This is a genomic window from Chryseobacterium sp. NFX27 (assembly GCF_049887855.1).
Classification (GTDB): Bacteria; Bacteroidota; Bacteroidia; order Flavobacteriales; family Weeksellaceae; genus Chryseobacterium.
In genome coordinates this window covers 202,053-228,385 of sequence record NZ_JAGEKK010000002.1, presented here as the reverse complement: position 1 = coordinate 228,385, position 26,333 = coordinate 202,053, and the positions used below count along the sequence as shown (strand labels likewise).

Annotated in this window: 19 protein-coding genes and 1 CRISPR repeat array (1 of these 20 only partly in view); of the genes, 5 read left to right on the top strand and 14 right to left on the bottom strand. The window is 37.8% G+C overall.

What is annotated here, in order from left to right:
* Window positions 1–4: 4 nt before the first annotated feature.
* From J4Q03_RS03600 to J4Q03_RS03590, 3 genes are all read right to left on the bottom strand, one after another.
* A complete protein-coding gene (locus J4Q03_RS03600) occupies window positions 5–2,593 on the bottom strand; it encodes a DNA gyrase/topoisomerase IV subunit A (RefSeq protein ID WP_426046845.1) in 2,589 nt (862 codons plus the stop codon).
* Between the two features lie 6 nt (window positions 2,594–2,599).
* Window positions 2,600–3,016: a hypothetical protein gene (locus J4Q03_RS03595; RefSeq protein WP_426046844.1), complete on the bottom strand. Its 417-nt coding sequence runs from the start codon at window positions 3,014–3,016 to the stop codon at window positions 2,600–2,602.
* A gap of 91 nt (window positions 3,017–3,107) precedes the next feature.
* Window positions 3,108–4,991: a DNA topoisomerase IV subunit B gene (locus J4Q03_RS03590; RefSeq protein WP_426046843.1), complete on the bottom strand. Its 1,884-nt coding sequence runs from the start codon at window positions 4,989–4,991 to the stop codon at window positions 3,108–3,110.
* 180 nt (window positions 4,992–5,171) lie between these two features.
* Between J4Q03_RS03590 and J4Q03_RS03585 the strand changes: the two genes are divergently transcribed.
* Together J4Q03_RS03585 and J4Q03_RS03580 are read left to right on the top strand one after the other, a co-directional pair.
* Window positions 5,172–8,063 (top strand): histidine kinase, encoded by a 2,892-nt coding sequence (locus tag J4Q03_RS03585; protein WP_426046842.1) that lies wholly within the window; start codon window positions 5,172–5,174, stop codon window positions 8,061–8,063.
* Window positions 8,032–8,763, top strand: coding sequence for a LytR/AlgR family response regulator transcription factor (locus J4Q03_RS03580; protein WP_426046841.1), 732 nt, complete (start codon window positions 8,032–8,034; stop codon window positions 8,761–8,763). Before J4Q03_RS03585 ends, J4Q03_RS03580 begins: the two co-directional genes overlap by 32 nt.
* Before the next feature lie 32 nt (window positions 8,764–8,795).
* On the opposite strand, the gene J4Q03_RS03575 is transcribed toward J4Q03_RS03580, so the two are convergent.
* A complete protein-coding gene (locus J4Q03_RS03575) occupies window positions 8,796–9,329 on the bottom strand; it encodes a DUF2867 domain-containing protein (protein WP_426046840.1) in 534 nt (177 codons plus the stop codon).
* A gap of 252 nt (window positions 9,330–9,581) precedes the next feature.
* Here J4Q03_RS03575 and J4Q03_RS03570 point away from each other — a divergent pair, with 252 nt between their 5' ends.
* Both J4Q03_RS03570 and J4Q03_RS03565 read left to right on the top strand, forming a co-directional pair.
* On the top strand, window positions 9,582–10,823 hold the full coding sequence (locus J4Q03_RS03570) for a T9SS type A sorting domain-containing protein (protein ID WP_426046839.1): 1,242 nt from the start codon (window positions 9,582–9,584) through the stop codon (window positions 10,821–10,823).
* Window positions 10,824–10,945: 122 nt separating this feature from the next.
* Window positions 10,946–12,094, top strand: a complete 1,149-nt coding sequence (locus J4Q03_RS03565; RefSeq protein ID WP_426046838.1) for a methionine aminotransferase — start codon at window positions 10,946–10,948, stop codon at window positions 12,092–12,094.
* 9 nt (window positions 12,095–12,103) lie between these two features.
* On the opposite strand, the gene cls is transcribed toward J4Q03_RS03565, so the two are convergent.
* The 3 genes from cls to J4Q03_RS03550 all read right to left on the bottom strand — a co-directional run bounded on the left by cls (window position 12,104) and on the right by J4Q03_RS03550 (window position 15,520).
* A complete protein-coding gene (cls, locus tag J4Q03_RS03560) occupies window positions 12,104–13,570 on the bottom strand; it encodes a cardiolipin synthase (RefSeq protein ID WP_426046837.1) in 1,467 nt (488 codons plus the stop codon).
* 153 nt (window positions 13,571–13,723) lie between these two features.
* A complete protein-coding gene (locus J4Q03_RS03555; protein ID WP_426046836.1) occupies window positions 13,724–14,488 on the bottom strand; it encodes an SDR family NAD(P)-dependent oxidoreductase in 765 nt (254 codons plus the stop codon).
* Between the two features lie 93 nt (window positions 14,489–14,581).
* Window positions 14,582–15,520 (bottom strand): helix-turn-helix domain-containing protein, encoded by a 939-nt coding sequence (locus tag J4Q03_RS03550; RefSeq protein ID WP_426046835.1) that lies wholly within the window; start codon window positions 15,518–15,520, stop codon window positions 14,582–14,584.
* Window positions 15,521–15,668: 148 nt separating this feature from the next.
* On the opposite strand from J4Q03_RS03550, the gene J4Q03_RS03545 reads away from it, so the two are divergent.
* Window positions 15,669–15,830, top strand: coding sequence for a bacteriocin (locus tag J4Q03_RS03545; protein WP_426046834.1), 162 nt, complete (start codon window positions 15,669–15,671; stop codon window positions 15,828–15,830).
* A 114-nt stretch (window positions 15,831–15,944) separates the two neighbouring features.
* On the opposite strand, the gene ychF is transcribed toward J4Q03_RS03545, so the two are convergent.
* The 7 genes from ychF to J4Q03_RS03510 form a co-directional block, all read right to left on the bottom strand.
* A complete protein-coding gene (gene ychF / locus J4Q03_RS03540) occupies window positions 15,945–17,036 on the bottom strand; it encodes a redox-regulated ATPase YchF (RefSeq protein ID WP_426046833.1) in 1,092 nt (363 codons plus the stop codon).
* A 191-nt stretch (window positions 17,037–17,227) separates the two neighbouring features.
* Entirely contained in the window at window positions 17,228–17,779 is a 552-nt protein-coding gene (locus J4Q03_RS03535; RefSeq protein WP_426046832.1) for a ferritin, read from the bottom strand.
* Between the two features lie 369 nt (window positions 17,780–18,148).
* On the bottom strand, window positions 18,149–19,759 hold the full coding sequence (locus J4Q03_RS03530; RefSeq protein ID WP_426046831.1) for a glycoside hydrolase family 10 protein: 1,611 nt from the start codon (window positions 19,757–19,759) through the stop codon (window positions 18,149–18,151).
* 126 nt (window positions 19,760–19,885) lie between these two features.
* The gene (typA, locus tag J4Q03_RS03525) at window positions 19,886–21,691 is read right to left on the bottom strand and encodes a translational GTPase TypA (RefSeq protein WP_426046830.1); all 1,806 of its coding nucleotides are present in this window, start codon (window positions 21,689–21,691) and stop codon (window positions 19,886–19,888) included.
* 179 nt (window positions 21,692–21,870) lie between these two features.
* Window positions 21,871–22,065 carry a DUF1294 domain-containing protein gene (locus J4Q03_RS03520; RefSeq protein WP_426046971.1) on the bottom strand — a complete coding sequence of 65 codons (195 nt, stop codon included), beginning with the start codon at window positions 22,063–22,065 and terminating at the stop codon, window positions 21,871–21,873.
* 306 nt (window positions 22,066–22,371) lie between these two features.
* The gene (locus J4Q03_RS03515) at window positions 22,372–22,614 is read right to left on the bottom strand and encodes a GIY-YIG nuclease family protein (RefSeq protein ID WP_426046829.1); all 243 of its coding nucleotides are present in this window, start codon (window positions 22,612–22,614) and stop codon (window positions 22,372–22,374) included.
* A 116-nt stretch (window positions 22,615–22,730) separates the two neighbouring features.
* Complete coding sequence (locus tag J4Q03_RS03510) at window positions 22,731–23,408, bottom strand: YceI family protein (RefSeq protein ID WP_426046828.1); 678 nt, start codon at window positions 23,406–23,408, stop codon at window positions 22,731–22,733.
* A 259-nt stretch (window positions 23,409–23,667) separates the two neighbouring features.
* Window positions 23,668–26,333: a CRISPR direct-repeat array (repeat unit 47 nt; unit sequence GTTGTGAATTGCTTTCAAAAATTATTATCTTCGTGATTGATCACAGC) (it continues 150 nt past the right edge of the window).

The window sequence follows — 26,333 nt, the reverse complement described above, 5'->3', positions numbered from 1 at the left end:
ATTCTTAATTTTCTGGTTCCCCGTTTTCAAACAGATCCCCGATGATAGTCCGGTCATCATCTACAATACCGTCTCCTGTTTCCGGTTCCTCATAAACTTCAGGTTCTTCTTCTACAGGCTCAGGAATGCTGATATTGATTGTTTTTACTTTAAATTTTGTGAACTGGTTTCCAATAGCCTTTATTCCTTTTACGGCAATGAACTCGTCAATAGGTATGGTTTCCGGATCACGGTCTTTACCTTTATCTTTAGCAAAAATAATTTCCGCCGAAGCACCGTCTGCTACGATTACATTTTCAATAAATGATTTCGGGTGTTCCGAAGGCATGAAAGTCTGTATATTGGCTGTATTTTCCAGCAAAAATCTCTTGATAAAATACATTTCCTTCTCTCCGTCGTAGTAAATACAGGTTACCGGCTGTTGCGGCTTCCATTTTTCCAGCACCAGATATTCATCATCGAAACGGTTTCCAAGGTCGAAAGACACCAGCTTCACTTCACCATTGGTGTTGATCGTCAGAATTTTGTCGTCTCCTTTAAAACTCCCCAGAAGAGTTCCCCTTGCATCGGCATTCAGTCTTCTCACGGTATCATCAAACCAGATTTTTCTGGGAGCCAGCGTAGAAACACCTTCCTCTTTCATATCGACCTTTTTCACGGAATATTTGGTGACCAGATTTCCTTTTGAATCTCTTCCTTTGATGGCAAGATCGGAGAAATCAATTTCCATTTTATTTTTCCTGATCCTTGGATTCGGTTTTAAAAGGACGGTCACTGTTTCCGCTTCCCCGTTAGGATTGGCCGAGAAATACAGGGTTTCCGAACCTTTTTTATCAGAAGCCAGCGGATAATCCGTATTCCTGGTCACCGCCGTTACAGAAAAACGTTTCATATAATACGGCCCGTCTCTGCCTTCGCGGTAGATCATATTGTAAACCGTTCTTTTATCGTTTTTCTTCCATATGGCGACGTGCAGGATATCTTTTCCTACGAATGTTTTGGCATCCACCTTTACCACCTTCATGGTTCCGTCTTTTCTGAAGATGATGATATCATCAATATCCGAGCAGTCGAACAGATACTGATCTTTTTTCAGTGATGTCCCGATAAATCCTTCCTCAAAATTGGCATAGAACTTTTCGTTGGCCACTGCTACTTTGGTAGCATCAATAGTATCAAAAATTCTAAGCTCTGTTTTTCTCTGCTTGTCTTTTCCGTATTTTTTCTGAATATTTAAATAATACTCAATAGCATAAGCAATCAGGTTGGCCAGATGGTGTTTTACCTGTTCTATTTTGCCCTCAAGAGCGGCTATATTTTCTTTAAATTTATCTAAATCGAATCTTGAAATCCTTTTGATCCTGATCTCAGTCAGTTTTAAAATATCCTCTTCTGTTACCGCTCTTAAAAGATGTTTGGTATGAGGCTTCAATCCCATATCAATGGTTTTAATAACATCTTCCCAGGTCTTTACCTCTTCAATATCATGATAGATCCTGTTCTCGATAAAGATCCTTTCCAGTGAAGAGAAATGCCAGCTTTCCTGAAGCTCGTGAAGCTCAATTTCAAGCTCTTTCTTAAGCAGTGAAACCGTGTGTTCCGTATTCATTTTCAGGATATCGGACACATTCATAAACATTGGCTTATCCCCTACAATCACGCATGCATTCGGAGAAATTGTTACCTGGCAGTCTGTAAATGCATAGAGTGCATCTATGGTTTTGTCCGGCGACACATCATTGTGAAGATGAACGAGGATCTCTACCGTATCAGAAGTATTGTCTTCAATCTTTTTGATCTTGATCTTTCCTTTTTCGTTGGCCTTCAGAATAGAATCAATCAGATCGCCTGTATTTTTTGAGAAAGGAAGTTCTGAAATTACCAGCGTGTGCTTATCAGTTTGGGTAATTCTGGCTCTGGCTCTTACCTTACCGCCCCTGTGGCCGTCATTGTATTCGGAAACATCAAGGTAACCGGCGGTCATAAAGTCAGGAAACAGTTCAAATTTCTTTCCTTTTAAATGAGCAACCGATGCGTTGATAAGCTCATTGAAATTATGGGGCAGAATTTTCGTAGAAAGTCCCACACCAATCCCTTCTACCCCTTGTGCAAGCAGCAGTGGAAATTTTACAGGAAGATCAATAGGCTCATTGTTTCTGCCGTCATAGGATTTGGCCCATTCCGTAGTTTTAGGATTAAAGACCACTTCCAGTGCGAAAGGTGTCAGCCTGGCCTCGATGTATCTTGCCGCTGCTGCTGAGTCTCCGGTATAGATATTTCCCCAGTTTCCCTGGGTATCTATCAGGAGTTCTTTCTGGCCGATCTGCACCATGGCATCCGTAATGGAAGCATCTCCATGAGGGTGATATTTCATGGTATTTCCTACGATATTGGCTACTTTATTGTAACGGCCGTCCTCCAGTTCCCGCATAGAGTGCATGATCCGTCTCTGAACAGGCTTTAGCCCATCATAAACGGAAGGAATCGCTCTATCCAGAATTACATAGGAAGCATAGTCCAGAAACCAGTCTTTATAAAGTCCTGAGACTTTTTTCAAGCTCTCACTTTCGTGCGAGTTTTCTTCTGTCGTCATCTGTTTTTAATCGTTTTTCTCTTTATTAGTTTTTACTACTTTGTTCAGAGAGAGTTTTAAATCATTTACTTCTTTTCCGCTCAAATAAGATATTTCATATTTGAGGATGGTAGAACCACTGTTCTTGCTTGAGATGGTAACGTATAGCCTTTTAACAAAAAAGACACTGACGATCTCGTACTTTATCAGTTTATATTTTGGAAATTCATCATGAAGAGGTTTATCCAAAAAAGGAATGATATTCCTGTTCTTAAAGTTCAGGGCTTCTCCATCACTGTCATATTCAAATATTTGTCTGCCGTTCAGGTGAAAAACCACCATCAGTATGATTGGAACAATAACAAGAATATAACTTTCTTTTCCTACAGCATGAAACCTGTACTCATTCAACAAAAATGCTGCAATTCCAAATATGACCATCATTATCAATAATGTATGTACAAAATTGTAAACCGAAGCCTTGTTGCGGTTGCTGAGTCTCATTTGCGATATTTGTGTTTATTGGTTTTTAATTTTATCCTGCTATTTCATCCAGGATTTCTTTTTTATCAATATCCGGATCTTCTACTACAAGATTTTCAAGGATAAACACCTGCCTGTCCGGTGTATTTTTACCCATATAAAATTCAAGCAGCTGATCTATTGTCTGGTCTTTGCCTATCACGACAGGCTCCAGACGGATATCTTTTCCGATAAAATGTTTGAACTCATCGGGTGAAATTTCTCCGAGTCCTTTGAATCGGGTAATTTCAGGGTTCTTCCCAAGCTCATTCAACGCTTTTATTCTCTCCATTTCGGTGTAGCAGTATCTTGTCTCTTTTTTATTTCTCACCCGGAACAATGGGGTCTGAAGAATATAAAGATGTCCGTTCTTAATCAGATCAGGGAAGAACTGAAGGAAAAACGTGATCATCAGAAGACGGATGTGCATACCATCCACATCGGCATCAGTAGATATAATTACCTGGTTGTATCTCAGATCTTCGAGACTTTCTTCTATATTCAATGCAGCCTGAAGAAGATTGAACTCTTCATTTTCGTATACTACTTTTTTCGTCAGTCCGTAGCAGTTCAAAGGTTTCCCTTTCAGCGAAAATACGGCCTGGGTCTCCACGTCTCTGGATTTGGTGATAGATCCGGATGCGGAATCTCCCTCGGTAATGAAAATCTGGGTCTCCCCTTTTCTTTCATTCTTCTGGTCGTTGTAATGCTGTCTGCAGTCGCGAAGTTTTTTATTGTGAAGGGATACTTTTTTGGCTCTTTCTCTTGCCAGCTTCTGAATTCCTGAAAGCTCCTTTCTTTCTCTTTCGGAGATAAGGATCTTTCTTTGGATCGCTTCGGCAATTTCCGGATTTCTATGCAGGAAATTATCGAGTTTGCTTTTCAGAAAATCAATGATAAAAGTCCTTACAGTAGGTCCGTTGGGTCCCATATCACTGGATCCCAGCTTCGTTTTGGTCTGGGATTCGAATACAGGCTCTTCTACGTTGATAGAAATGGCTGCAATAATAGATTTTCTGATATCTGAAGCATCAAAGTTTTTATTGAAAAACTCACGGATCGTCTTTACATATGCTTCCCGGAAGGCATTAAGATGTGTCCCTCCCTGTGTGGTATTCTGCCCGTTCACGAAAGAAAAATAGGTTTCAGTCTGTGATTTGTCAGAATGCGTAATGGCGAGCTCTATATCCGTATCTTTCAGGTGAATGATGGAATACAGAATTTCGTTTTCCATTTCCTCTTCCAAAAGATCTTTAAGTCCGTTTTCAGAATAATAGGTCTCGCCGTTGAAAATAATTTTCAGTCCGGGATTCAGGTACGCATAGTTGCGCAGCATCTTTTCTATATATTCTTTCCTGTATTTGAAATGAAGGAAGATCTCTCCGTCAGGAACAAAGGAAATCTCCGTTCCGTTTCGGTCTGAAGTATCTTTTTCTTCATGGTTTTCCGTGATCAGTCCTCTGGAAAATTCCGCCATTTTCATTTTTCCTTCACGGAATGATCTTACGCGGAAATATTCTGAAAGGGCATTAACAGCTTTGGTACCAACCCCGTTCAATCCTACAGATTTCTTGAAGGCTTTGCTGTCATACTTTCCACCGGTATTCATTTTGGAAACGGCATCTACGACCTTTCCCAGCGGAATTCCACGGCCAAAGTCACGGATACTGACTTTACCGTCGTCCACTTTTATTTCAATTCTTTTCCCTGATTTCATTCTGAACTCATCAATAGAGTTGTCCAGAATTTCTTTAAGCAGAATGTAAATACCGTCGTCCGCAGAGGAACCGTCTCCGAGCTTCCCGATGTACATTCCTGGGCGCAGACGGATGTGTTCCTGCCAGTCGAGGGTTCTGATATTATCTTCGGAGTAGATTGGATTTATTTCTTGTGACATATATGATTTCAGCAAACATACAAAAGTACGAAATTGTACAAAATTATCCGAATTTTTTCGATTCGTTTTTTTTAATATTTAACCTTAAAGATTGTATTATTATTAATCAAATTATATATTTACCACATTATTCAATAACCAGTGAAAAAAATTATACTTTTTCATCTATTTTCTTTTATCTTGTTATCCTCATTATTTTTTGCCCAGATCCCCGGAATGGTCAATTATAATGATGGAGATGGCCTTAACAATTCGTATACCTACTCAATCAGTCAGGATAAAACCGGCTTTTTGTGGATAGGAAGTGATAACGGACTGTTTCGGTTTGATGGAAAGGAGTTTAAGCATTTCACCAATAAGCAGGGTTTAAAGAACATCGAAGCCCTGTCATGCATTCCTTTATCCAACGGGGAAATTTTTATTGCCCCTTTTCTGAATGATTTTGCCTATTTGAAAAATGGCAGGATTATCAACTCGGATTTTAACAGAGAACTACAGAAAATGCAGTTCACCGTTAATCCCGGGTATTATCTTGACGGTGAATCTCTTTATCTGTACTCTGCTTATAATCTGGACAATATTTACATGTACCGGAATGAAAAGGTGAGCACAATTCCTTTGGAAATCAAGAGCCAGACAGATTCTTATTATGCTTTCGGCCTGAACATCGCGGATAAGATGCTGTATCTGCATCGTCAGGGAAAAAGGGAAAATATTCAGGCTTATAATATCATGACGAAAAAGAAAATAAGCTGCAATATTTCTATGAAGAAAAACACGGTGATATTTAGGAAAGGTGACATTTTTGTTTTCAGAAACAAAAGAACAATAGAAGTTTATAAACTCTATAACAAATTGTATTTCAAAAAAATCAAAAGCTATACCGCACAGGAAAATATTCACCGGCTGGTTATAGATAATAACTACCGGCTCTGGCTATGTCCTGAAGAAGGCGGAGCTCTTTATTTTAAACAGCCGTTACTGGATGAGAGCAGGCTTTCCGATCCTGTCCGAATGATGGAAAACTATATTCTCAACGATATTTTGGTGGACAGAGACAACAATACATGGTTTTCTACCCGGAATAATGGCATTTTTTTCATTGCTGACCAGTTTTTTAAAAATTATGTTCACTTCCCGATTAAAAATAATTCATCAAACATAAAGGCCATTGCCAAAAACAGTCATGGTATTTTTCTGGGCTATAACGAAGCTAAGAGTGGCATTTATCACAACGGACAGATAACAGATCTTGTTTTTGAGAGAAATATTAAAATAGAGCACAAATCTATCTTTTCTGAGGGAAATACAGTCATATTCGGGCTTACAAGAAGTCTTTTTCAGTATGATATCGTAACCAGGAAAAAATATTTTTTAAAGGATTATCTTTTAAAAAATATTGTGCCCTATACCCCGGGATCTATCATATTATGCACATCATACGGACTTATTGCGTATAATTACAAAACAGGCAGCTATACGGAAATACTCAGTAAAGAAAGGATGTATACAGCTCTCCCGTATGCCAGGGACAGCCTGCTTGCCGGAAATTTTAAAGATCTTTATAAAGTAAATACCGTTTCTAAAAAGAAAAAAATATTTTTGAAGGGATACTATTTTACGGATCTTAAAAAATTCGGTCATAATCTGTATATCGGGGCTACTAACGTTAACGGCATCATTCTTTTTAGTAACTCCAAAATCCTCAGGAAAATTACTGAAAAAACCGGACTGATTACAGGTCAGGTCAAAAAAATTGAAGTAGAAAATAAACATGTATTCTGGGCAAGCACCAATTATGGACTCAGCAGGGTTGAGCTTAAAGGTTCTGCTGTCAAAATCAATAATTTCACACAGACAGACGGCCTGCCATCAAATGCGGTGTCCGGATGTATTATTTCCGGTGATACCATTTATGTAGGAACCTCAAAAGGCCTGGGAATTCTTTCTGTTAAAAACCTGATGAGCCAAAAGAAATTCATCAACAAAAAAGTAATCATCAATTCAGTTGTGATTGGCGGCAGGGAAATTTTTGACATCAGACAGCCGTTAACGGGCCAAACTCCTCACAATGATGTTACCTTCAATGTAAGTTTTCCGGATTTCATTTCCCAAGGAAAGATAAGTTACCGGTATAAGATCGATGGACTCAGCAATGCCTGGCAAACGGGCACTTCCCAGAAGATCATTTTTTCTTCTCTTCCTCCGGGCAGTTATACATTTAAGATTTTCGGTATCGGTTATAATGGGAAACAGTCTTATGGCTCTACGAATCTGCAATTTGAGATTCTTCCCAAATTCTGGCAGACCTGGTGGTTCAGGCTGATGATGATAAGTCTTGGTGCTGCTGTCCTGTTTATTCTGATCCACTTTTATTTTCAGAAGCAAAGAAATAAAAAGCTGGAAACATTATACTATGAAAAAAAGATTGCCGAGCTTGAACTGCAGGCGATCAAAGCACAAATCAACCCCCATTTCATTTATAACTGCCTCAATTCTATCCAGTTTCTTCTGTATAAAAAAGATTATAAAGAAACAGAGAACTATCTTGAAGTATTTGCTCAAATGATCCGGAAAACCCTGTATTATTCAGAGAAAACATTCATGTCTATCAAAGATGAAGCAGATTATCTTTCATTATATCTGAGTATGGAAAAACTCAGGTTAAAAGATCTGTTCGACTACAAAATCAGCTTATCTGAAAACATCAACGAAAACTGGGTGCTCCCTTCCCTGCTGATCCAGCCTTTTGTAGAAAATGCCATCAAACACGGAATTGCCGGATTAAAGGACAGAAAAGGAAACATACAGGTATCTTTTGAGCATACCGGAACATCAATCTGTATCATAATAGAAGATAATGGTACAGGCATTAATAGCAAAAGAAAAACAAGCCCTGATTCTTTTGGGGTAAGATTATCTCAGAAAAGGATTGAAACATTCAGGCAGCTTTTTGAGACTCATATCATACTTGAGATCCATGATCTTTCTGAAAAAGAGCAAAGACCGGGAACGCAGATTAAACTTTATATAAAACCTTATGAAAACCAAAATACAGGCATACATCATTGATGATGAACAGGACGGAAGAGATTATATCGCTCTTTTGCTGAAGAATGAATTTCCTGAGATCCAGGCGGTATTTCAGGCATCAAGCGTAGAAGAAGCTTATATTTATCTTACTAAAAATTCACCGGATATTCTTTTTCTGGATGTGCAGCTGAAAGACGGTACTGCTTTTGATCTTCTTTCAAAATTCAGAGAAATAGACTCCCGGATTATTTTCATTACGGCATTTGAAAATTTTGCGATCCAGGCTATTAAAAACGGTGCAGCAGATTATTTGCTCAAGCCTATCAGGAAAATAGATTTTATCATTGCCGTGAATAAAGTACTGGAATCGATTAAAAAAAGTAAAAGCCAGCCGGGGATTTCTTCCAGCGAGAACAAAATCAGCCTTCCTACCCTGCAGGGTTTCAAATTAACCAATATCAGTGATATCATCCGCTGTGAGGCAGATTCCAGCTATACAACCTTTTATCTTACGGATAAAACGAAAATCATTGTTTCCAAAACACTGCATGAATTTGAAGAGCATCTTACAAAATATAATTTTTTCAGGATCCATCATAAACATCTGATCAACCTTTTTCACCTTAAAGAATATATTAAAGGGAAAGGCGGGCAGGTCGTGATGGCAGACCATTCTGTCCTGGATGTTTCTGTGCGTAAAAAGAATGATTTCTTAAGCAAGATAGAAGATTTAGAATAAAAACTGCAGTTCAGGATTCTATTTCCGTTTTGTTATCTGCCTTCCAGTTTTTTAATCATCTTTTTCAGCATAACCGGAACGATCAACTGGTGGAAAGGGCGTACAGGAATGAAATACAGCATTCCCATCCGGTTGTGGTATTTCACGGTAGTTGAAATTGTTAAAAAACTATTTTCAGTGCCGTGCTGTATATTATCATAAAAAATGGAAACCCTGAAATCAAGGTGTTTGTCATTCTCCCCTATGATAATTTCGCGGTCCGTTTTATCGAATATTTGGAAAATTCCTATCTGATCTCCCACTTCAAGTTTAAAATCATCCGGTGATAATGGTTTACTGCTGCCTGTTCCGGTTTTCAGTCCGAGCATTTTCACAATACTGTTCCTGAAAGCAAACATCTTCTTTCCCCACTGAGGAGTGCTGGTGAAAAAAGCCCTGCCTATTTCTTCCGTGCTGATATTTCGTTTAGTATTCAATTCTCCTTTAAAACTGTCTGTATAATCAAAAAGCTTTTCTTCCTTAAATAAAACAGACCCTTCCGGTATTGAAGTCTTTATAATTTTCATGGTATCAGAGTGGATTTGAGTTTCGTTCTTACAAATGTAGTTGGCTTGCTGCAGAAAAGAAGTGAGGAATCTCAGTTTTCTTTTTTTAATTACAATTATGAGCAATCAGGCTTCACTTATTAGAAAAATGTATTCACTTATTAAATCACACTAAAGAGATTTTAAAAACTGTTCTAATTTTACTCTGTACCCAATAATTATTAATCATTAAAGTTTTTGTTGGTTTTTGATGTATAAAATCAATGTAATATTATGATAAGAATATATTTTTTAACCATTTATCTGCTTTTGGGATACCTTATAGTGAATGCCCAGGCACCATGCTCAGATTTTAATGATCCCAGTAATCCTCCCGGACTTTGGACTCCTGCTCCCTTTCCCAATGGAAATGTAGGCGTTTCTGCCGGTACTCCGAATGCGCTAGATGGCTCCCAGTATATTATTCTTGATGATGATTCAGGCGGATCATGGTATATCAATCCTTCCGATTTTAAAAATTTAGGGCAAAGGTTTTTAGGCCAGTGTCTTTATTTTGATTTCTATCTTGAAAAAGATGGTGGTTATGGTGCTCCGATTCACCCTACCATCTACATCATGTCCGGCAATCAGTACATTACTTTTGTAGCCAATGTCACCGTAACTCCTGGAAGTGGATGGGTTCGTGTGCGTGCACCGATTGCCAATAGTACAGGAACTGCTCTTCCAAGCAATTCGGATGGAACCTGGACGCTGGGCTCAGCAATAACGACTACTGATTTTAATAACATTATGAACAATTCCACGGCTGTTATGATATCTCCGGATTATACTTCAAATCCAAGCGAAAGAGTATGGTATGATAATATCTGCGTGAAATCGTGTGACGGATGTACTGCAGATTTTAAACTTGATACTTCATTCAGCACCGTAACCAATGCAGCTACCGCTAATTTAACCCTGATGAATCCAGTTCTGGTTTCTACGCCTAACAATCCGGGAAGTACCTATACCGTGGCATGGGGTGACGGAACTTCTTCACCTTACATTACTTCTACTCTAAGCCATACTTATATGACTCCCGGAACGTATACAATCTGCGTGACTGAAAAGAAAGATAAAATGATCATGTGTACCAGATGCTTTACATTCTGCTACTCAAAAAGAGACACTATACCTGCAAAAGACGACGGAGCAACCGCATTGAAATCTCCACTTTCCGACCTTGAGAGCATTGCTAAAGCAGAACTTCAGGCAGGCAAACAGAAAGGAATTAATATGGTTCCTAATCCAGCTAAAAACCATGTGGACCTACAAACCAACCTTCCTAAAAGAGAACTGGTGTCGGTAAGATTGATGGATCTTTCGGGAAAAATAATGCTTGAAAAATCTGAAATCCTCAACAGCGGGTCCCAGACCCTTACCCTGAATACGGAAAAGCTGGTACAGGGTGTCTACATCGTTGAAGTTAAATCTGAACATATCAAAAGTTCTCAGAAACTCCTGATTTCAAAATAAAGTCTCACAGAATGATACAACTTCAAAGACTGTCCTTGCATGGGACAGTCTTTTTTTATGGAATTTCTGCTTCTGATTACAAAAAATGAATTAAATTCGAAGTAAGTAAAAAAAATCCTTTAATGATACAACTTCCATTAACCAAGCTTTCAGATGTAGGAACTACTATTTTCAGCCAGATGACACAGCTCGCCAATGAAAATGAGGCCATCAACCTTTCTCAGGGATTTCCTGATTTCATGCCGGATGCTGAACTGCTGGATCATGTCAGTCATTTTATCCAAAAAGGATTCAACCAATATGCTCCGCTGGGAGGGATGATGCCGCTCAAAGAAGAGATTGCAAGAAAAATAGAGAACAGTCACAAAGCGGTTTATCATCCGGATACTGAGATCACAATGACTGCCGGCGGAACCCAGGCTATTTTTACAGCCATTGCCACTTTTGTTAAGAAAGATGATGAGGTAATCATTTTTGAACCTGCTTACGACTGTTATGAGCCTACAGTAGAGCTCTTTGGAGGAATTGTAAAGCGTTTTGAGATGAAAGCTCCGGATTATGAGATCGATTGGAATACCGTAAATACTCTGGTGAGCGATAAAACCAAGATGATCATCCTTAATAATCCCAATAATCCTTCCGGGAAAATTTTAAAAGAAAATGATCTGCAGGAACTCATCAAAATTGTAAAAGACACTTCCATCCTTATCCTGAGTGATGAAGTATATGAAAATATTGTTTTTGACGGAAAACAGCATTTGAGTATCTGCCAATATCCTGAACTTAAAGAAAGAAGTCTTCTCGTTGCTTCGTTTGGAAAGCTTTTTCATGTCACAGGCTGGAAAACAGGCTACTGTGCTGCTCCAAAAAACCTTACCGATGAATTCAGAAAGGTTCATCAGTTCAATGTTTTCTGTGTCAATACGCCTATCCAGCTTGCCCTTGCTGAATACATGAAAAATGATGAACATTATCTTAACCTGAACAGTTTTTTTCAGGAAAAGAGGGATTTTCTAAGAAAAGGTCTCGCAGGTACATCCTTCGGGCTTCTTGACTGTGAAGGAACCTACTTCCAGGCTCTTACCTATGATAAGATATCTGATAAAAATGATTTTGATTTTGCCTCGGAACTGACGATCAGTCATAAGGTGGCAAGCGTTCCTTTTTCGTCATTCTATAAAAATAAAAGGAATGACCACGTGATCCGCCTGTGTTTCGCAAAAAAGCAGGAAACACTGGAAAGAGCCATAGAAAATCTTTCCAGGCTTTAGTTTAGATTTTTATATAAGAGGTGAAAGGAGCCTGGCCAGATACTCGAAGAATACTTTCGTTTTCGGTCTTTTTTTCCATGATGCAAGACTAATTTCCTCGCAGTCATTCATATCTTCGTGAAAGAGGTTCTGAAGCTTTTCATTAATTTTTTCATTAAAAACCAGGGCATTGACCTCGAAATTCAGTTCCTGACTTCTTACGTCCATATTGGCTGTTCCTACAGATGAAAAGTTATCATCAATAACCATTGTTTTAGCATGGATAAAACCTTTTTTGTAAAAGAAAATCCTCACATTATTTTCCAGAAGCTCTTCGTAATAAGAATAGGCCGCAGCATTCACAATCATGGAATCGCCGGATTTAGGAACCATAAGCCTTACATCGATTCCGGAAAGGGCTGCCTGCTTGATGGCATTCAGCACAGTCTCTACCGGGATAAAGTATGGAGTGACAATATATATTCTTTTTCTGGCTGAAAGTACCGCTGAAGCCGTACTGAGCATAATGGAAGGCTTGGTATCAGGGCCACTGGCCGCCGCCTGAATAAGCGAATTTCCCTCCTCCTGGTTCTTAAAATCAAAATAAAGCTTAGAAATTTCAGGGATCTTCTCTGTGGCAAAGATCCAGTTACTGAGAAATAAAAACTGAAAGTAGAAAGCTGCTTCCCCTTTTATATAAAGATGAACGTCTCTCCAGTACTGGATAGGATTAGGATTAATATATTTGTCAGAAACATTGATTCCGCCCGTAAAAACCTCTGCCCCATCTACAATAATGATCTTTCGGTGATCCCTGTAATTGACTCTGTTAGCCAATAGTCTGAATGTAATTTTGTTAACAGGAGACAACTGGACACCTCCTTCTTTTAGCCTTTTCAAAAGATTACGCCCTATTTTCCCACTCCCCATATCATCATAGAGAAAACGGACGATTACACCTTCTTCTGCCTTTTTGATCAGCAGATCGGCAAGCCTGTTCCCAATTCCGTCATTGTCATAGATATAATATTCAAGGTGGATATGATGAACTGCCTTTTCAATGACCTCAAAAACTTTTTCAAATTTACCTTCTCCATTGATCAGTATTTCTGCATGGTTTCCCGGTGAAAGCGGAGAATGGGAAGCATTATAAAGAAAATTGACTGTTGTTAAAAACTGCCCAATTTCTTCTGTATGCTTTTCTAAGGTTGCATGATGTGTTTTCTTTATATAGGCACTTACATCCTGATAGACCCGTTCGTTCCGTGCAATTTTAAAAGTATAGAACTTATTTTTCCGGTAATTGACTCCAAATACAAAATAGATGATGATCCCAGCCACCGGAAGAAAAATGATCAGCATAAGATACGCAAGGGTTTTACCCGTATTTTTGGTATCCATAATAATTTTACCGGCCAGAAAAACAATCCCGACAAGATAAAGACCTTCAAGCATCAGAAGGATATAGGGAAACTGATCGAAAAACTCTTTTATCATATGATGAACTTTGCAGATACTAAAGATAAGTAAAAAGGCAAAAAGATGAAGAATGGAATCGGTAATCCGTGTTTCTGTTTACAAAAAAACCAGCTCGTTTCAGATCTGGTTTTATTTTTTTGATTTAAAAGCTGTTTGTCTATTAATGATATTTTATAAAAACATGCCACCGGAAGCTTCTATTCTCTGTCCGTTGATCCAGCCTGCATCTTCGGTGCAAAGGAAAGCCACTACCCCTCCGATATCATCCGGAAGTCCGGCTCTGCCCAATGCAGTAACATTTGAAATCATTGAGTTTACACTCTGATCATCTCTTGTTCTTCCGCCTCCAAAATCTGTTTCGATGGCTCCCGGCGCTATAACGTTTGCCTTAATTTTACGGGGTCCGAGTTCTTTGGCCATATATTTTGTCAGCATTTCTACGCCTGCCTTCACAGAACCGTAAACAGAAGATCCCGGTAGAGCAAATCTTGCCAATCCTGATGAAATATTGATAATCCCGCCGCCGTCACTGATGAAAGGAAGCATTTTCTGTGTCAGAAAGAAAACTCCTTTAAAATGAACATTTACGATGTCGTCCAGCTGTTCTTCCGTAGTTTCCATAATAGGAGCATATAAAGCTGTTCCTGCATTGTTGATCAGGAAATCAATGTTTGGGCTGCCTGTTTCAGTTTGCAGATGATCTGTGATTTTTTTTACAAATGCATCGAAGCTTTTTACATCTCTGGTATCCAACTGGTAAGCAGCTGCCTTTTGGCCCAGTGCTTTTATTTCGCTAACTACAGCATCAGCTTCCTCACTGCTGTTTTTGTAAGTAATAATGACATCTAATCCTTTTTGAGCAATCTTAAGAGCTGCATTTTTTCCAAGTCCACGGCTTCCGCCTGTAATTAATGCAATTTTAGTTTTTGTATTCATCGTTTTATATTATTTATTTTTAATGATACAAAGTTGGAAAATTCCACAGAAGGAATGTTTGCCTGAATCAATCTGAAATTTGCAAAATTCAAATCATGTCCGGAACTGCATTGGGGTAAATGAAGTCTTTCTTTTGAAAAAGTTGGAAAAATGAGCGATTTCTTCAAAACCCAGGGCATAAGAAATCTCGGAAACATTCCATTTAGTTTGCCTTAAAAGAATTTTAGCCTCCTGAACCAGTCGGTCAGCAATAAATTCAGTGGTTGTTTTTCCGGTACTTTCTTTTAATTTTTTATTCAAATAATTCACATGAACGGCCAGTCTGTCGGCATAATCTTTTGCCGTTTTCAGCTGTAATCTCTGATCTGAAGATTCTATCGGAAACTGTCTTTCCAAAAGTTCTATAAATAATGACACTACCCGTAACGAGGCATCATTGGATGCGGACAGTTTTGCAGCAGGCTGCAGCTTCTGCCCGTAATGGATCAGCTCCAGCACATAATTCCTGATCAGGTCATATTTGAAAATATAGTCGGAAGCTATTTCCTGTTTTATTTTTGTGAACAGAATTTCAATTTCGTCCGCCAGCTTATCATCAATTTCAAACAACGGAATATTTCCCGGCTGAAAAATTGGAAGGTCTTCCAATGAAAACCGGGATTGTGATTTGATGAAAAAATCCTCCGTAAATACACAGAAACTTCCCGACTGGTCAGGGTCTTCCGGCACCCAGTGATACGGAACTTTTGGGGTAGCAAATAATAAAGCATTCTTTTTGATGGCTATGATTTTGTCCGCATATTCTGCCCTGTTCTGTCCCCTGATCAGGCTTATTTTGTAATATTTCCTTCTGTTGTAAGGCATTTCCGAAGTAGTTCGAGCCCTTTCAATAGTCTGCCTGATATCGAAGACATTAAAATGCCCGATATCTTTATGAAGCCCTTTCGGAAAAATACTTTCGAGATCTTTCCCCAGTTTGGCAGCCATCTCTTTATAGAAGTCTTCAAGGGATGAATGAGTAATCTTTTCCATAGCTGAACTGTTTGTAAAATTCAAATATACAAAGTTAGCCTAATTTGAAAATGAAAAAATATTTTACTTTTTTTTCTACAGCAGGTGATATACCTATTAATATTTTTCTTACCTTAGTTTTCAAACTAACCCACTAAAAATCAAAACAATGAAAGATCAAAATTTACCAAAAGGAAAAAAACTGAACAAAAAGCAATTAAGAAGCATTACCGGAGGATTACTGGACTGTATTGATCCTATGACAGGAGGCTGCAAAAAAGTGTCAATAAGCTGTGCGCAGCTGCAATGCAGACCTGGAATAGAGCCTTAATAAAGAATTAAAACCGTTCAGTTAATGAGCGGTTTTTTTAATTATTTTCCATGAAAAAACGCTCCAGAGATCATCTCCGAAGCGTTTTCTATTATAACTAACTTTAATATATTCTTATACGTTGAATCTAAAGTGCATGATGTCACCATCCTGAACGATATATTCTTTACCTTCAACAGAAAGTTTTCCGGCTTCTTTAATTTTTACTTCCGAACCATAAGTGATATAATCATTATACTTGATTACTTCTGCACGGATAAATCCTTTTTCGAAGTCTGTGTGGATCACTCCGGCAGCCTGTGGAGCTGTCCAGCCCTGTCCAATGGTCCATGCTCTTACCTCTTTTACACCCGCTGTAAAATAAGTCTGAAGTTTCAATAAATCGTAAGCTTTTCTGATCAGACGGTTTACGCCCGGCTCTTCAAGTCCCAATTCTTCAAGGAAGATTTCTCTTTCTTCAAATGTTTCCAGTTCATTGATATCTGCCTCGATCTGTGCTGCTAAAACAACAGTCTCTGCGCCTTCGCTTTTAGCCATCGCATCGATCTTTTCTATCCATTCGTTACCGTTTTTGATAGAATTTTCGTCTACGTTACATACATATAATACAGGCTTTTTGGTTAAAAGCTGAATATCTTCTATGATAGGCTGAGTTAAATCATTAACCGGAAATTCTCTTGCATTTTTTCCATCTTCGATGAATTTTTCCAGGTTCTGAAGTGTTTCATACACCAGGATATCATCTTTTTTTCCGGATTTGATGAATTTTTTAGCTTTTTCAACAGCTTTTCCTACTGTTTCAAGATCTTTAAGCTGTAATTCGATGTCGATAATTTCCTTATCTCTCATTGGGTCTACAGAACCTTCAACGTGGATAATATTACCGTTATCAAAGCATCTTAAAACATGGATAATTGCTTCACACTCGCGGATGTTGGCAAGAAACTGGTTTCCCAGTCCTTCTCCTTTGCTGGCTCCTTTTACAAGACCTGCAATGTCAACAATTTCAACTACAGCCGGCAATACTCTTTCTGGATTAACTATTTTTTCAAGTTCAAAAAGTCTCTGATCCGGTACAGATACCGTACCCAGGTTCGGTTCTATCGTACAGAAAGGATAGTTTGCAGATTGAGCTTTAGCGTTGCTTAAGCAGTTAAAGAGAGTTGATTTACCTACATTCGGAAGGCCTACAATTCCACATTTCATATTGTAAAATTCAAAGTTTAATATTCAATGATGCTATTTAAGTCCAGGCTGGAAGCTGATGTTTACATTCATACTCCGGACCACTGAACTTTCAGCCTGCAAAGATAGTGAATTTAAAAGGAGTTTCATAATAAAAAAATCTGCCAGGGTTTAGGCAGATTTTTAATAATTTTTTGTCCATCAATTGGTTTTTATGGATTGTCTCCCGTGGCATCCTGAGCCAAAGGAACATCATTCGGTGCATCCTGCAATGTTTTATCTAAAGTAAATAAGGACTCATCTGTAGCACGGTCACCGCCAGCAATTTTCAATTTATCAATCAGGTTGGCAGCCAGTGTTTCTTCTTCTATCTGCTCCTGTACAAACCACTGCATAAAATTCCATGTAGCCCAGTCTTTTTCTTCCAACGCCAGGTCTACTATTCTGTAAATTGCTGTAGTATTATCGACTTCATGTTTAAAGACACCGTCGAAACAGGCCGTTAAAGATTCCGGATCAGCAGGAGGAGCCGGAATGGCATCTACTTTCGGTTTCCCACCTCTGTTCAGCACATATTCCATAAACTTAATAGAATGATTTCTTTCTTCCTGCGCATGCCTGTAAAGGAAATTGGCAATTCCCTGATATCCTTTATCATCTGCCCAGATCCCGTAAGACAAAAAAACATGTGATGCATGAATTTCTTTATTCATCTGATCACTTAATGCCTTTTCAATGATCGGGGAAAGTCTGTTGGTATTCATAATGCTATATTTTTGTGATTATTGAAATAATAATGCAAAAATAGTTCCGCCACTGTTTTATCTTTTTTCTAATTAATTTTTAAACATTTTTAAGTCACTGATATAAAGACGACTAAGTATTTAATTTATAGTTATTCTAAAATAAACTGATCTTCAATTTTTTAAATCAATTTTGTTTTTGGTAACGCAAAAACGCAAATTCTTTCCACTTTGAATGTTTTAAGGCGCAAGGATTTTATCTCCGATACAATTTTTGTTCTGTTGAATGTTCGAAAAAAACCAGCTCTCACTGAACTGGTTCTGTTATTTAAAGGTTATTGTTTTATTGTTTTTCTTAAGGTAAATTAGACCAATGGCAACTTTCTAAAGCTATTTTACCTTTTTAGCCATATAGTCACTTTCATTTCCAAGTCTGTCTACTGCTTTTATTGCAACGGCATTCAGTTTTCTGCCTTCTTTAGATTTTGGAATATCTCTGGAAAGGGTATCCAATGTAAGGATTTCTGTTTCCCAAACTCCGTTGTACTGGGTAAAAAGCACCCACTGGAAGACATTTCCTATATTTTTTGTACTCCAATTTGTTTGTACGAAACTTCCGTTATCAGCTATAAATAAAGTGGGAGTCTGTAATGGAACTGCTTTTATCCATGGTGTTTTCGGAACCAATGCTTTTTCGCTGTAAGGTCCGTTTTTCAGAGCAGGAAGCATGCCTGCATTTTTCGTTAACCCTGCAATGCTCCAATGAATTTCTCCGGCATTGTTCTTCAGGATCTGTCTGGAGATTTCAATCTGATTTTTAATTTCCGTAGGACGGTCTGATACCTTGATCTCAACGGTATTAAGGCCCGGCCAAAGATGACGGTTCATTGTATTTTCGGATTTCCACCAGTTCAGTAATGCTTCAAAGCCCTGGCCTTTGGCATCGATCGGCCAGTACAGCTGTGGGGAAAAATAATCTACCCAGCCTTTATTCAGCCATAATTTTGCATCAGCATACAGTTCGTCATATTGAGAAGAACCAACGATCCCTGCAGGATATCCGGGCTTCCAGATTCCAAACGGACTGATCCCGAATCTTACATACTCTTTCTCTGCATGAATTTCTTTGTAAATCCTCTCTACAAATTTATTGACATTATCCCTTCTCCAGTCTGCTCTGGATAATGCACCGCCGCTTCTCTGGTATTCATTCCAGGTTGCATTGTCAGGAAAGTCTGCTCCCCTGTTGTAGGTAGCGTAAGGATAGAAATAATCATCAAAATGTATAGCATCAATGTCATATCTTTTCACAATATCTTTTACAACATTGGAAACATGCCCCTGCGTTTTGGGATTGGCAGGATCGAACCAGTACATTCCGTTCTTTAATCTTACCACAATATCGGAAAGTTTGTTCGCCATAGAGAGGCTGTTTACAGCTCCTCCGTTTGAATGGTGGGCACGGTAAGGATTTAACCACACGTGCAACTCTATGCCTCTTTTATGCGCTTCTTCAATCCAGAACTGAAGAGGGTCATAATTGGGATAGGGAGCCACTCCTGTTTCTCCGGTCAGAAAGAATGACCAGGGTTCTATATTACTGGTGTATAATGCGTCTGCAGAAGGTCTGATCTGGAAGATGGCGGCATTGAAGTTGTTATCTTTCAGCATATCGAGCATGTTTATAGCTTCTGCTTTCTGCTGATCAACCGATAAATTATTCCTTGATGGCCAGTTGATATTGGCTACACTGGCGATCCAGGCTCCGCGGAATTCTCTTTTAACCTCCGGAAGAACGGTTCTGAAGTTCTCCTCAGCCGGAGGTACTGCTGTTACAGGTTTTACGGCTGTAACCGGATCTTTAGGCTTTATGGTATTATTGCTGGGTTTCGCTGTATTTTTTGTCGGTGTTGTTTTTACTGTATTGTTCTGGACGGAGCAACTGGCAAATGATGCAAAAACTCCGGCTAAAACAGTAAGCTTTATGATATTCATTCTCATCGTTTGCAAACTACTTTAATTTTATTTCTTCTAAGAGATTATTATGCCAAAATAAACATTTTAAGACATAGTGTAATAAAAAAGCCCCGAAAAATTCGAGGCTTTTCTATATTATATAAGAATTTCTTATGCTTTCGCTGATCTGTCCATTCTTTTTCTTTCTTCTTCAGAAAGGATTTTCTTTCTCATTCTGATGAAGTTTGGAGTTACCTCAATTGCTTCGTCACCCTGGATGTATTCCATACATTCTTCCAGTGAGAATAAGATTTTCGGTGCCACACCAGTATCTTTATCTTTTCCGGAAGCTCTCATGTTGTTCAGCTGTTTTGCTTCTACGATGTTTACCACCAAATCTCCAGGCTTGTTTTGTTCACCGATGATCATCCCTGCATAGATTTCCTCACCCGGATCAACATAAAACTTACCTCTGTCCTGTAATTTAGCAATAGAATATTCTGTAGCCGGACCTTGAGTTTTGCTGATCAAAACACCGTTGCTTCTTCCAGGAATAGCCCCTTTGAAAGGCTTGTATTCTGTGAAACGGTGTGCCATAATAGCTTCACCAGCAGTAGCAGTCAACATTTGGGAACGTAATCCGATTAAACCTCTTGAAGGAATTTCGAATTCCATATGCTGCATTTCACCTTTAGTTTCCATAATATGAAGGTCACCTTTTCTCTGAGTAGCCAGGTCGATTACTCTTGAAGCATATTCTTCAGGAACGTCAACTACCAAAGATTCGTAAGGCTCACATTTTTCACCGTCAATTTCTCTAAGGATAACCTGTGGCTGACCGATTGTCATTTCGTAACCTTCTCTTCTCATGGTTTCAATTAAAACTGACAAGTGAAGAATACCTCTACCGAATACCAAGAAAGTGTTTGCATCATCAGTTTGCTCAACTCTTAATGCTAAGTTTTTCTCTAATTCTTTTGTTAATCTTTCTTTCAGGTGGTTAGAAGTTACATACTTACCGTCTTTACCGAAGAAAGGTGAATTGTTGATAGAGAACGTCATGTTCAGGGTAGGCTCATCAATGGCTGTTCTTGGCAATGGCTCCGGATTTTCAAGATCTACGAATGAATCACCGATCTGGAAAGCATCAAAACCTACAACAGCACAGATGTCTCCTGCTTTTACTTCTGTAACTTTTTTCTTTCCTAATCCTTCAAAAACGTATAATTCCTTTACTTTTCCTTTCAGAACTTTACCGTCTGCCTGAGCAAGACCGATCCACTGAGATTCTTTGATCTCTCCTCTGATCACTTTTCCGATTGCAATTCTTCCCAAGAAAGAAGAAAAGTCAAGAGAAACGATCTGCATCTGTAGGTTTCCTTCCTCTACTTTAGGTTCAGGAACATATTGTAGGATACCATCCAATAATGGAAGAATATCTTCAGTTTGCTCCAGTGAAGTATTGAACCAACCTTGTTTGGAAGATCCGTAGAACGTTGGGAAATCCAATTGTTCTTCAGTAGCCTCAAGGTTGAAGAATAAGTCAAATACCTGGTCATGAACTTCTTCAGGACGACAGTTTGGCTTATCTACTTTGTTGATAACAACTAAAGGTCTAAGTCCTAATTCCAATGCTTTCTGAAGTACGAATCTCGTCTGAGGCATTGGTCCTTCAAAGGCATCAACCAACAGGATTACCCCGTCTGCCATTTTTAGAACTCTTTCTACCTCACCACCGAAATCGGCGTGACCAGGAGTATCAATTACATTAATTTTAGTGTCTTTATAGGTAACAGAAATATTTTTGGATAAGATCGTAATACCTCTTTCTCTTTCAAGGTCATTGTTATCCATTATTAATTCTCCACTTTCCTGATTTTCTCTGAAAATGTTTGTAGCATGAATAATCTTGTCAACCAAAGTCGTCTTCCCGTGGTCAACGTGTGCGATAATCGCAATATTTCTAATGTTTTGCATGAATGATTTTTACGGGTGCAAAAATAGTGATTTCTAATGAATAATGAGCAAGAATATAAATTAATTAACAAATTCATAATGAGCAAGTTCACAACTAAGCCCCGGTAAAGCTTTAAAATTGAAGATTTTATAAATTTATTTAAATTAAAGTTTAAGAATCTACCATTGGGTTTTAATGATCAGGTCTGCCAATATTTTTGTAAAAAATAAATGCAAAAGACCTGAATTAAAATAATTGCTCCAAATTTCAGCAAAAATGATTTTTTTGAAACTTTATGCCTGAAAATGAGCATTCCTAAAATTGCCCCTATAGTTCCTCCTATAAAAGCCGTTCCTAAAAGTGTACTTTCCGGAACTCTTCTTTTATGTTTAATCGAAAGTCTTTTATCCCAGCCGAAAATAATGAAAGTAAAAAGATTTATTATCAACAGAATGTATATCGTAACCATAGGGCAAAAGTAGTGAATTAGGCGGTGGCTTCGAGTGCCTCAGCCACCTTGTATTGGTCTTTTGATGATAAATTTGTCTTTTTATTTCTTACTATAATCTAAAACAAAAAGTTATTTCTGACTATATTTCCAAAGGTGGCAGCCACCTTATCTCTCAGCCATTTCATTCTTCAGAAAGTAAATCTCTATATGCCACAGCTAATTGAGGAAGCAACTCAGTATGTCCATTAATCAATGCTTCTTTTTTCTTCCGACTCCATCCCTGTATCTGTTTCTCTCTGTAAAAAGCAAGATCAATACGTTGATATTCTTCATAATAGATAAGCTTAACGGGGAGTCTGTTTTTGTATGATTAGAACCTTTCCCCAATTGATGCTGAAGAATTCTACGTTCAAGATTATTTGTACTTCCGGTATAATAACTGTCATCTGCACACAATAAAATATACATCCAACCCTTGCTATCTTCTTTCATATTTGTGTTTTCATAAATATAAAAAAGTTTTATCAGTTCTCTAAATTTAATGCTTTAGCCTCATAAAAAAAGCTGCCTTCCTAAGAAAGCAGCTCAGAGTATTTGTATCTAACAAATTATTTTTTAGCTTTTACATCAACAGCAATTTCGATGTCTTTGCTGATCATCCATTCTGCCGGATCTGCTTCTGAAGTACCGAATTTGATTCCCCAATCTGCTCTGTTCACTGTAAATTTAGCCTGAACTGAAGCCGAACCTTCAGTAACATCTACTTTAGCAGGGAAAGTTACGTTCATTGTTTTTCCTGATAATGTAAGGTTTCCGCTTACTGTTTTGTTAGCTCCGGCTACTGCATCTGCAGGTGCTTCTTTAAGATCTGTAACACTTGTAATTTTAAAATCTGAAGTTGGATTCTTTGCTGTATCAAAGAAATCAGGATTTTTTAAGTGCGCTTCAAGATCTGCAGGTTTTTTATCTTTTTCTGTTACTGAAGCCGGATCTACTTTAATAGAATTCATATCGATTACAAAGTTTCCAGCTGTTAGCTGACCTCCCTCGATGCTTAGATCTCCTGATTTTACGTTAAGTGTTCCCCAACGAGGAGCCATACCTCCTTTGTGGAAAGCTTTCCAGTTTACTACAGAAGTGGCAACATCAACTGGCAAAACTTCACCTTTGCTCTCTGCTACTTTCTGCTCTGTTGCAGTTGCAGCAGTATCTGCTGATTTTTCTTTTGTACACGATGCTGCAAGTAATCCTATTCCTACTAATGCAATTACACTAAGTTTTTTCATATTGTTTATTTGTTTAGAAAATTGTTTAAAACTCTAAATTTAAGAATTTCAAAAATAGAAAACCATATTAAATATCAACTTAACATACATCAAGAAATGAAAATTTCTGTTTTTATTTGCCATTATAAAAAATGAACAGCTGAAAAAGGGCGATCCAAAATATTACTCTCCACAGTAAAATTGCCTATTTTAGCTGTTTAAAATTATTATCTTCGTGATTGATCACAGCATCCTCCGGATGAAAATCCTTTTACACTGAGTTGTGAATTGCTTTCAAAAATTATTATCTTCGTGATTGATCACAGCGTATTGGCTCCTGGAATGGATCACAATTTAGTTGTGAATTGCTTTCAAAAATTATTATCTTCGTGATTGATCACAGCGTGACGGGTAACGTCAAAGGATTTTCATTGGTTGTGAATTGCTTTCAAAAATTATTATCTTCGTGATTGATCACAGCGTGACGATGTACAGTTAGGTACGTTGCTTAGTTGTGAATTGCTTTCAAAAATTATTATCTTCGTGATTGATCACAGCGGGATATGATGAGGTTTCAGATTATAGCGAGTTGTGAATTGCTTTCAAAAATTATTATCTTCGTGATTGATCACAGCTATTACCGGATTGCCTTCATACTTTGCAGCGTTGTGAATTGCTTTCAAAAATTATTATCTTCGTGATTGATCACAGCTCTTCTGAGAAAGTTCCTTAAAGTCTGTAGGTTGTGAATTGCTTTCAAAAATTATTATCTTCGTGATTGATCACAGCTCTCGATAGTTACTGTATTAGATGGGAAATGTTGTGAATTGCTTTCAAAAATTATTATCTTCGTGATTGATCACAGCAAGATCATATACTTCTTTTGCGTACTCTTGTTGTGAATTGCTTTCAAAAATTATTATCTTCGTGATTGATCACAGCTTTTAGACTTTCAGAAGTTGGCGACGAATAGTTGTGAATTGCTTTCAAAAATTATTATCTTCGTGATTGATCACAGCTATCTTTGTTGCCGTACTGCATCTTGACGAGTTGTGAATTGCTTTCAAAAATTATTATCTTCGTGATTGATCACAGCCAGATTTCTTCTTTCCTGGTCCAGCTGTAGGTTGTGAATTGCTTTCAAAAATTATTATCTTCGTGATTGATCACAGCGTTGTTCAAAGTAAGTCGGATAACTATTAAGTTGTGAATTGCTTTCAAAAATTATTATCTTCGTGATTGATCACAGCTAAGGCGCGGTACTGTCGATTTACGGGCTAGTTGTGAATTGCTTTCAAAAATTATTATCTTCGTGATTGATCACAGCTTCGCAAGTCTGTAAGCTGCATGCCCATTTGTTGTGAATTGCTTTCAAAAATTATTATCTTCGTGATTGATCACAGCTATTTTCATGTACTGCATTGCTTAAAATGGGTTGTGAATTGCTTTCAAAAATTATTATCTTCGTGATTGATCACAGCCTGCTGTCTAGTTCACTAAATGAAATAACGGTTGTGAATTGCTTTCAAAAATTATTATCTTCGTGATTGATCACAGCGCAACACGAACAATATTATAATAGTAATGAGTTGTGAATTGCTTTCAAAAATTATTATCTTCGTGATTGATCACAGCAGGGAGAACTTGTAGGTCAGGCTGTTGATAGTTGTGAATTGCTTTCAAAAATTATTATCTTCGTGATTGATCACAGCTGCTTTGGTTGCTGCATCTAAAAAGGATGAGTTGTGAATTGCTTTCAAAAATTATTATCTTCGTGATTGATCACAGCAATCGTGCATGATTTTTGGCAATGGGAATCGTTGTGAATTGCTTTCAAAAATTATTATCTTCGTGATTGATCACAGCAGATATAAAAGCGATAACGGGACAAAAAGAGTTGTGAATTGCTTTCAAAAATTATTATCTTCGTGATTGATCACAGCGCTTCATCGATATAGATAAAGTGAGGAATGGTTGTGAATTGCTTTCAAAAATTATTATCTTCGTGATTGATCACAGCAAGTTTCCTGAATTAGAAAGGGAAACTATAGTTGTGAATTGCTTTCAAAAATTATTATCTTCGTGATTGATCACAGCATGAATGAGATATTCGAAGAGCAAGCAGAGTTGTGAATTGCTTTCAAAAATTATTATCTTCGTGATTGATCACAGCTTATCGTGAAAAGCTTCCAAAGTTCAATAAGTTGTGAATTGCTTTCAAAAATTATTATCTTCGTGATTGATCACAGCCACCTAAGGGAATGATTGAAGCAGAAGGTGGTTGTGAATTGCTTTCAAAAATTATTATCTTCGTGATTGATCACAGCTATGACGTTAGCTGCCTTCCTTAACAAGCTGTTGTGAATTGCTTTCAAAAATTATTATCTTCGTGATTGATCACAGCCAGCGGTGGCTAACTCCATGAGACCTACCTGTTGTGAATTGCTTTCAAAAATTATTATCTTCGTGATTGATCACAGCGTTATAAGAATGGCGTAATAAAAATTTATAGTTGTGAATTGCTTTCAAAAATTATTATCTTCGTGATTGATCACAGCAAACCTACAGAAAAGACTTCTTATTGTGGAGTTGTGAATTGCTTTCAAAAATTATTATCTTCGTGATTGATCACAGCCCAATCCATAAATATTCTTACAAGCCGTAGTTGTGAATTGCTTTCAAAAATTATTATCTTCGTGATTGATCACAGCTCAATATGCAGAACATTCTTATAATGAGCAGTTGTGAATTGCTTTCAAAAATTATTATCTTCGTGATTGATCACAGCTGCTCAGCTAAAGCCCAAGAAACATTACTAGTTGTGAATTGCTTTCAAAAATTATTATCTTCGTGATTGATCACAGCTTGTATTGGCTGAAACCGTTACACCGACTCGTTGTGAATTGCTTTCAAAAATTATTATCTTCGTGATTGATCACAGCCGGA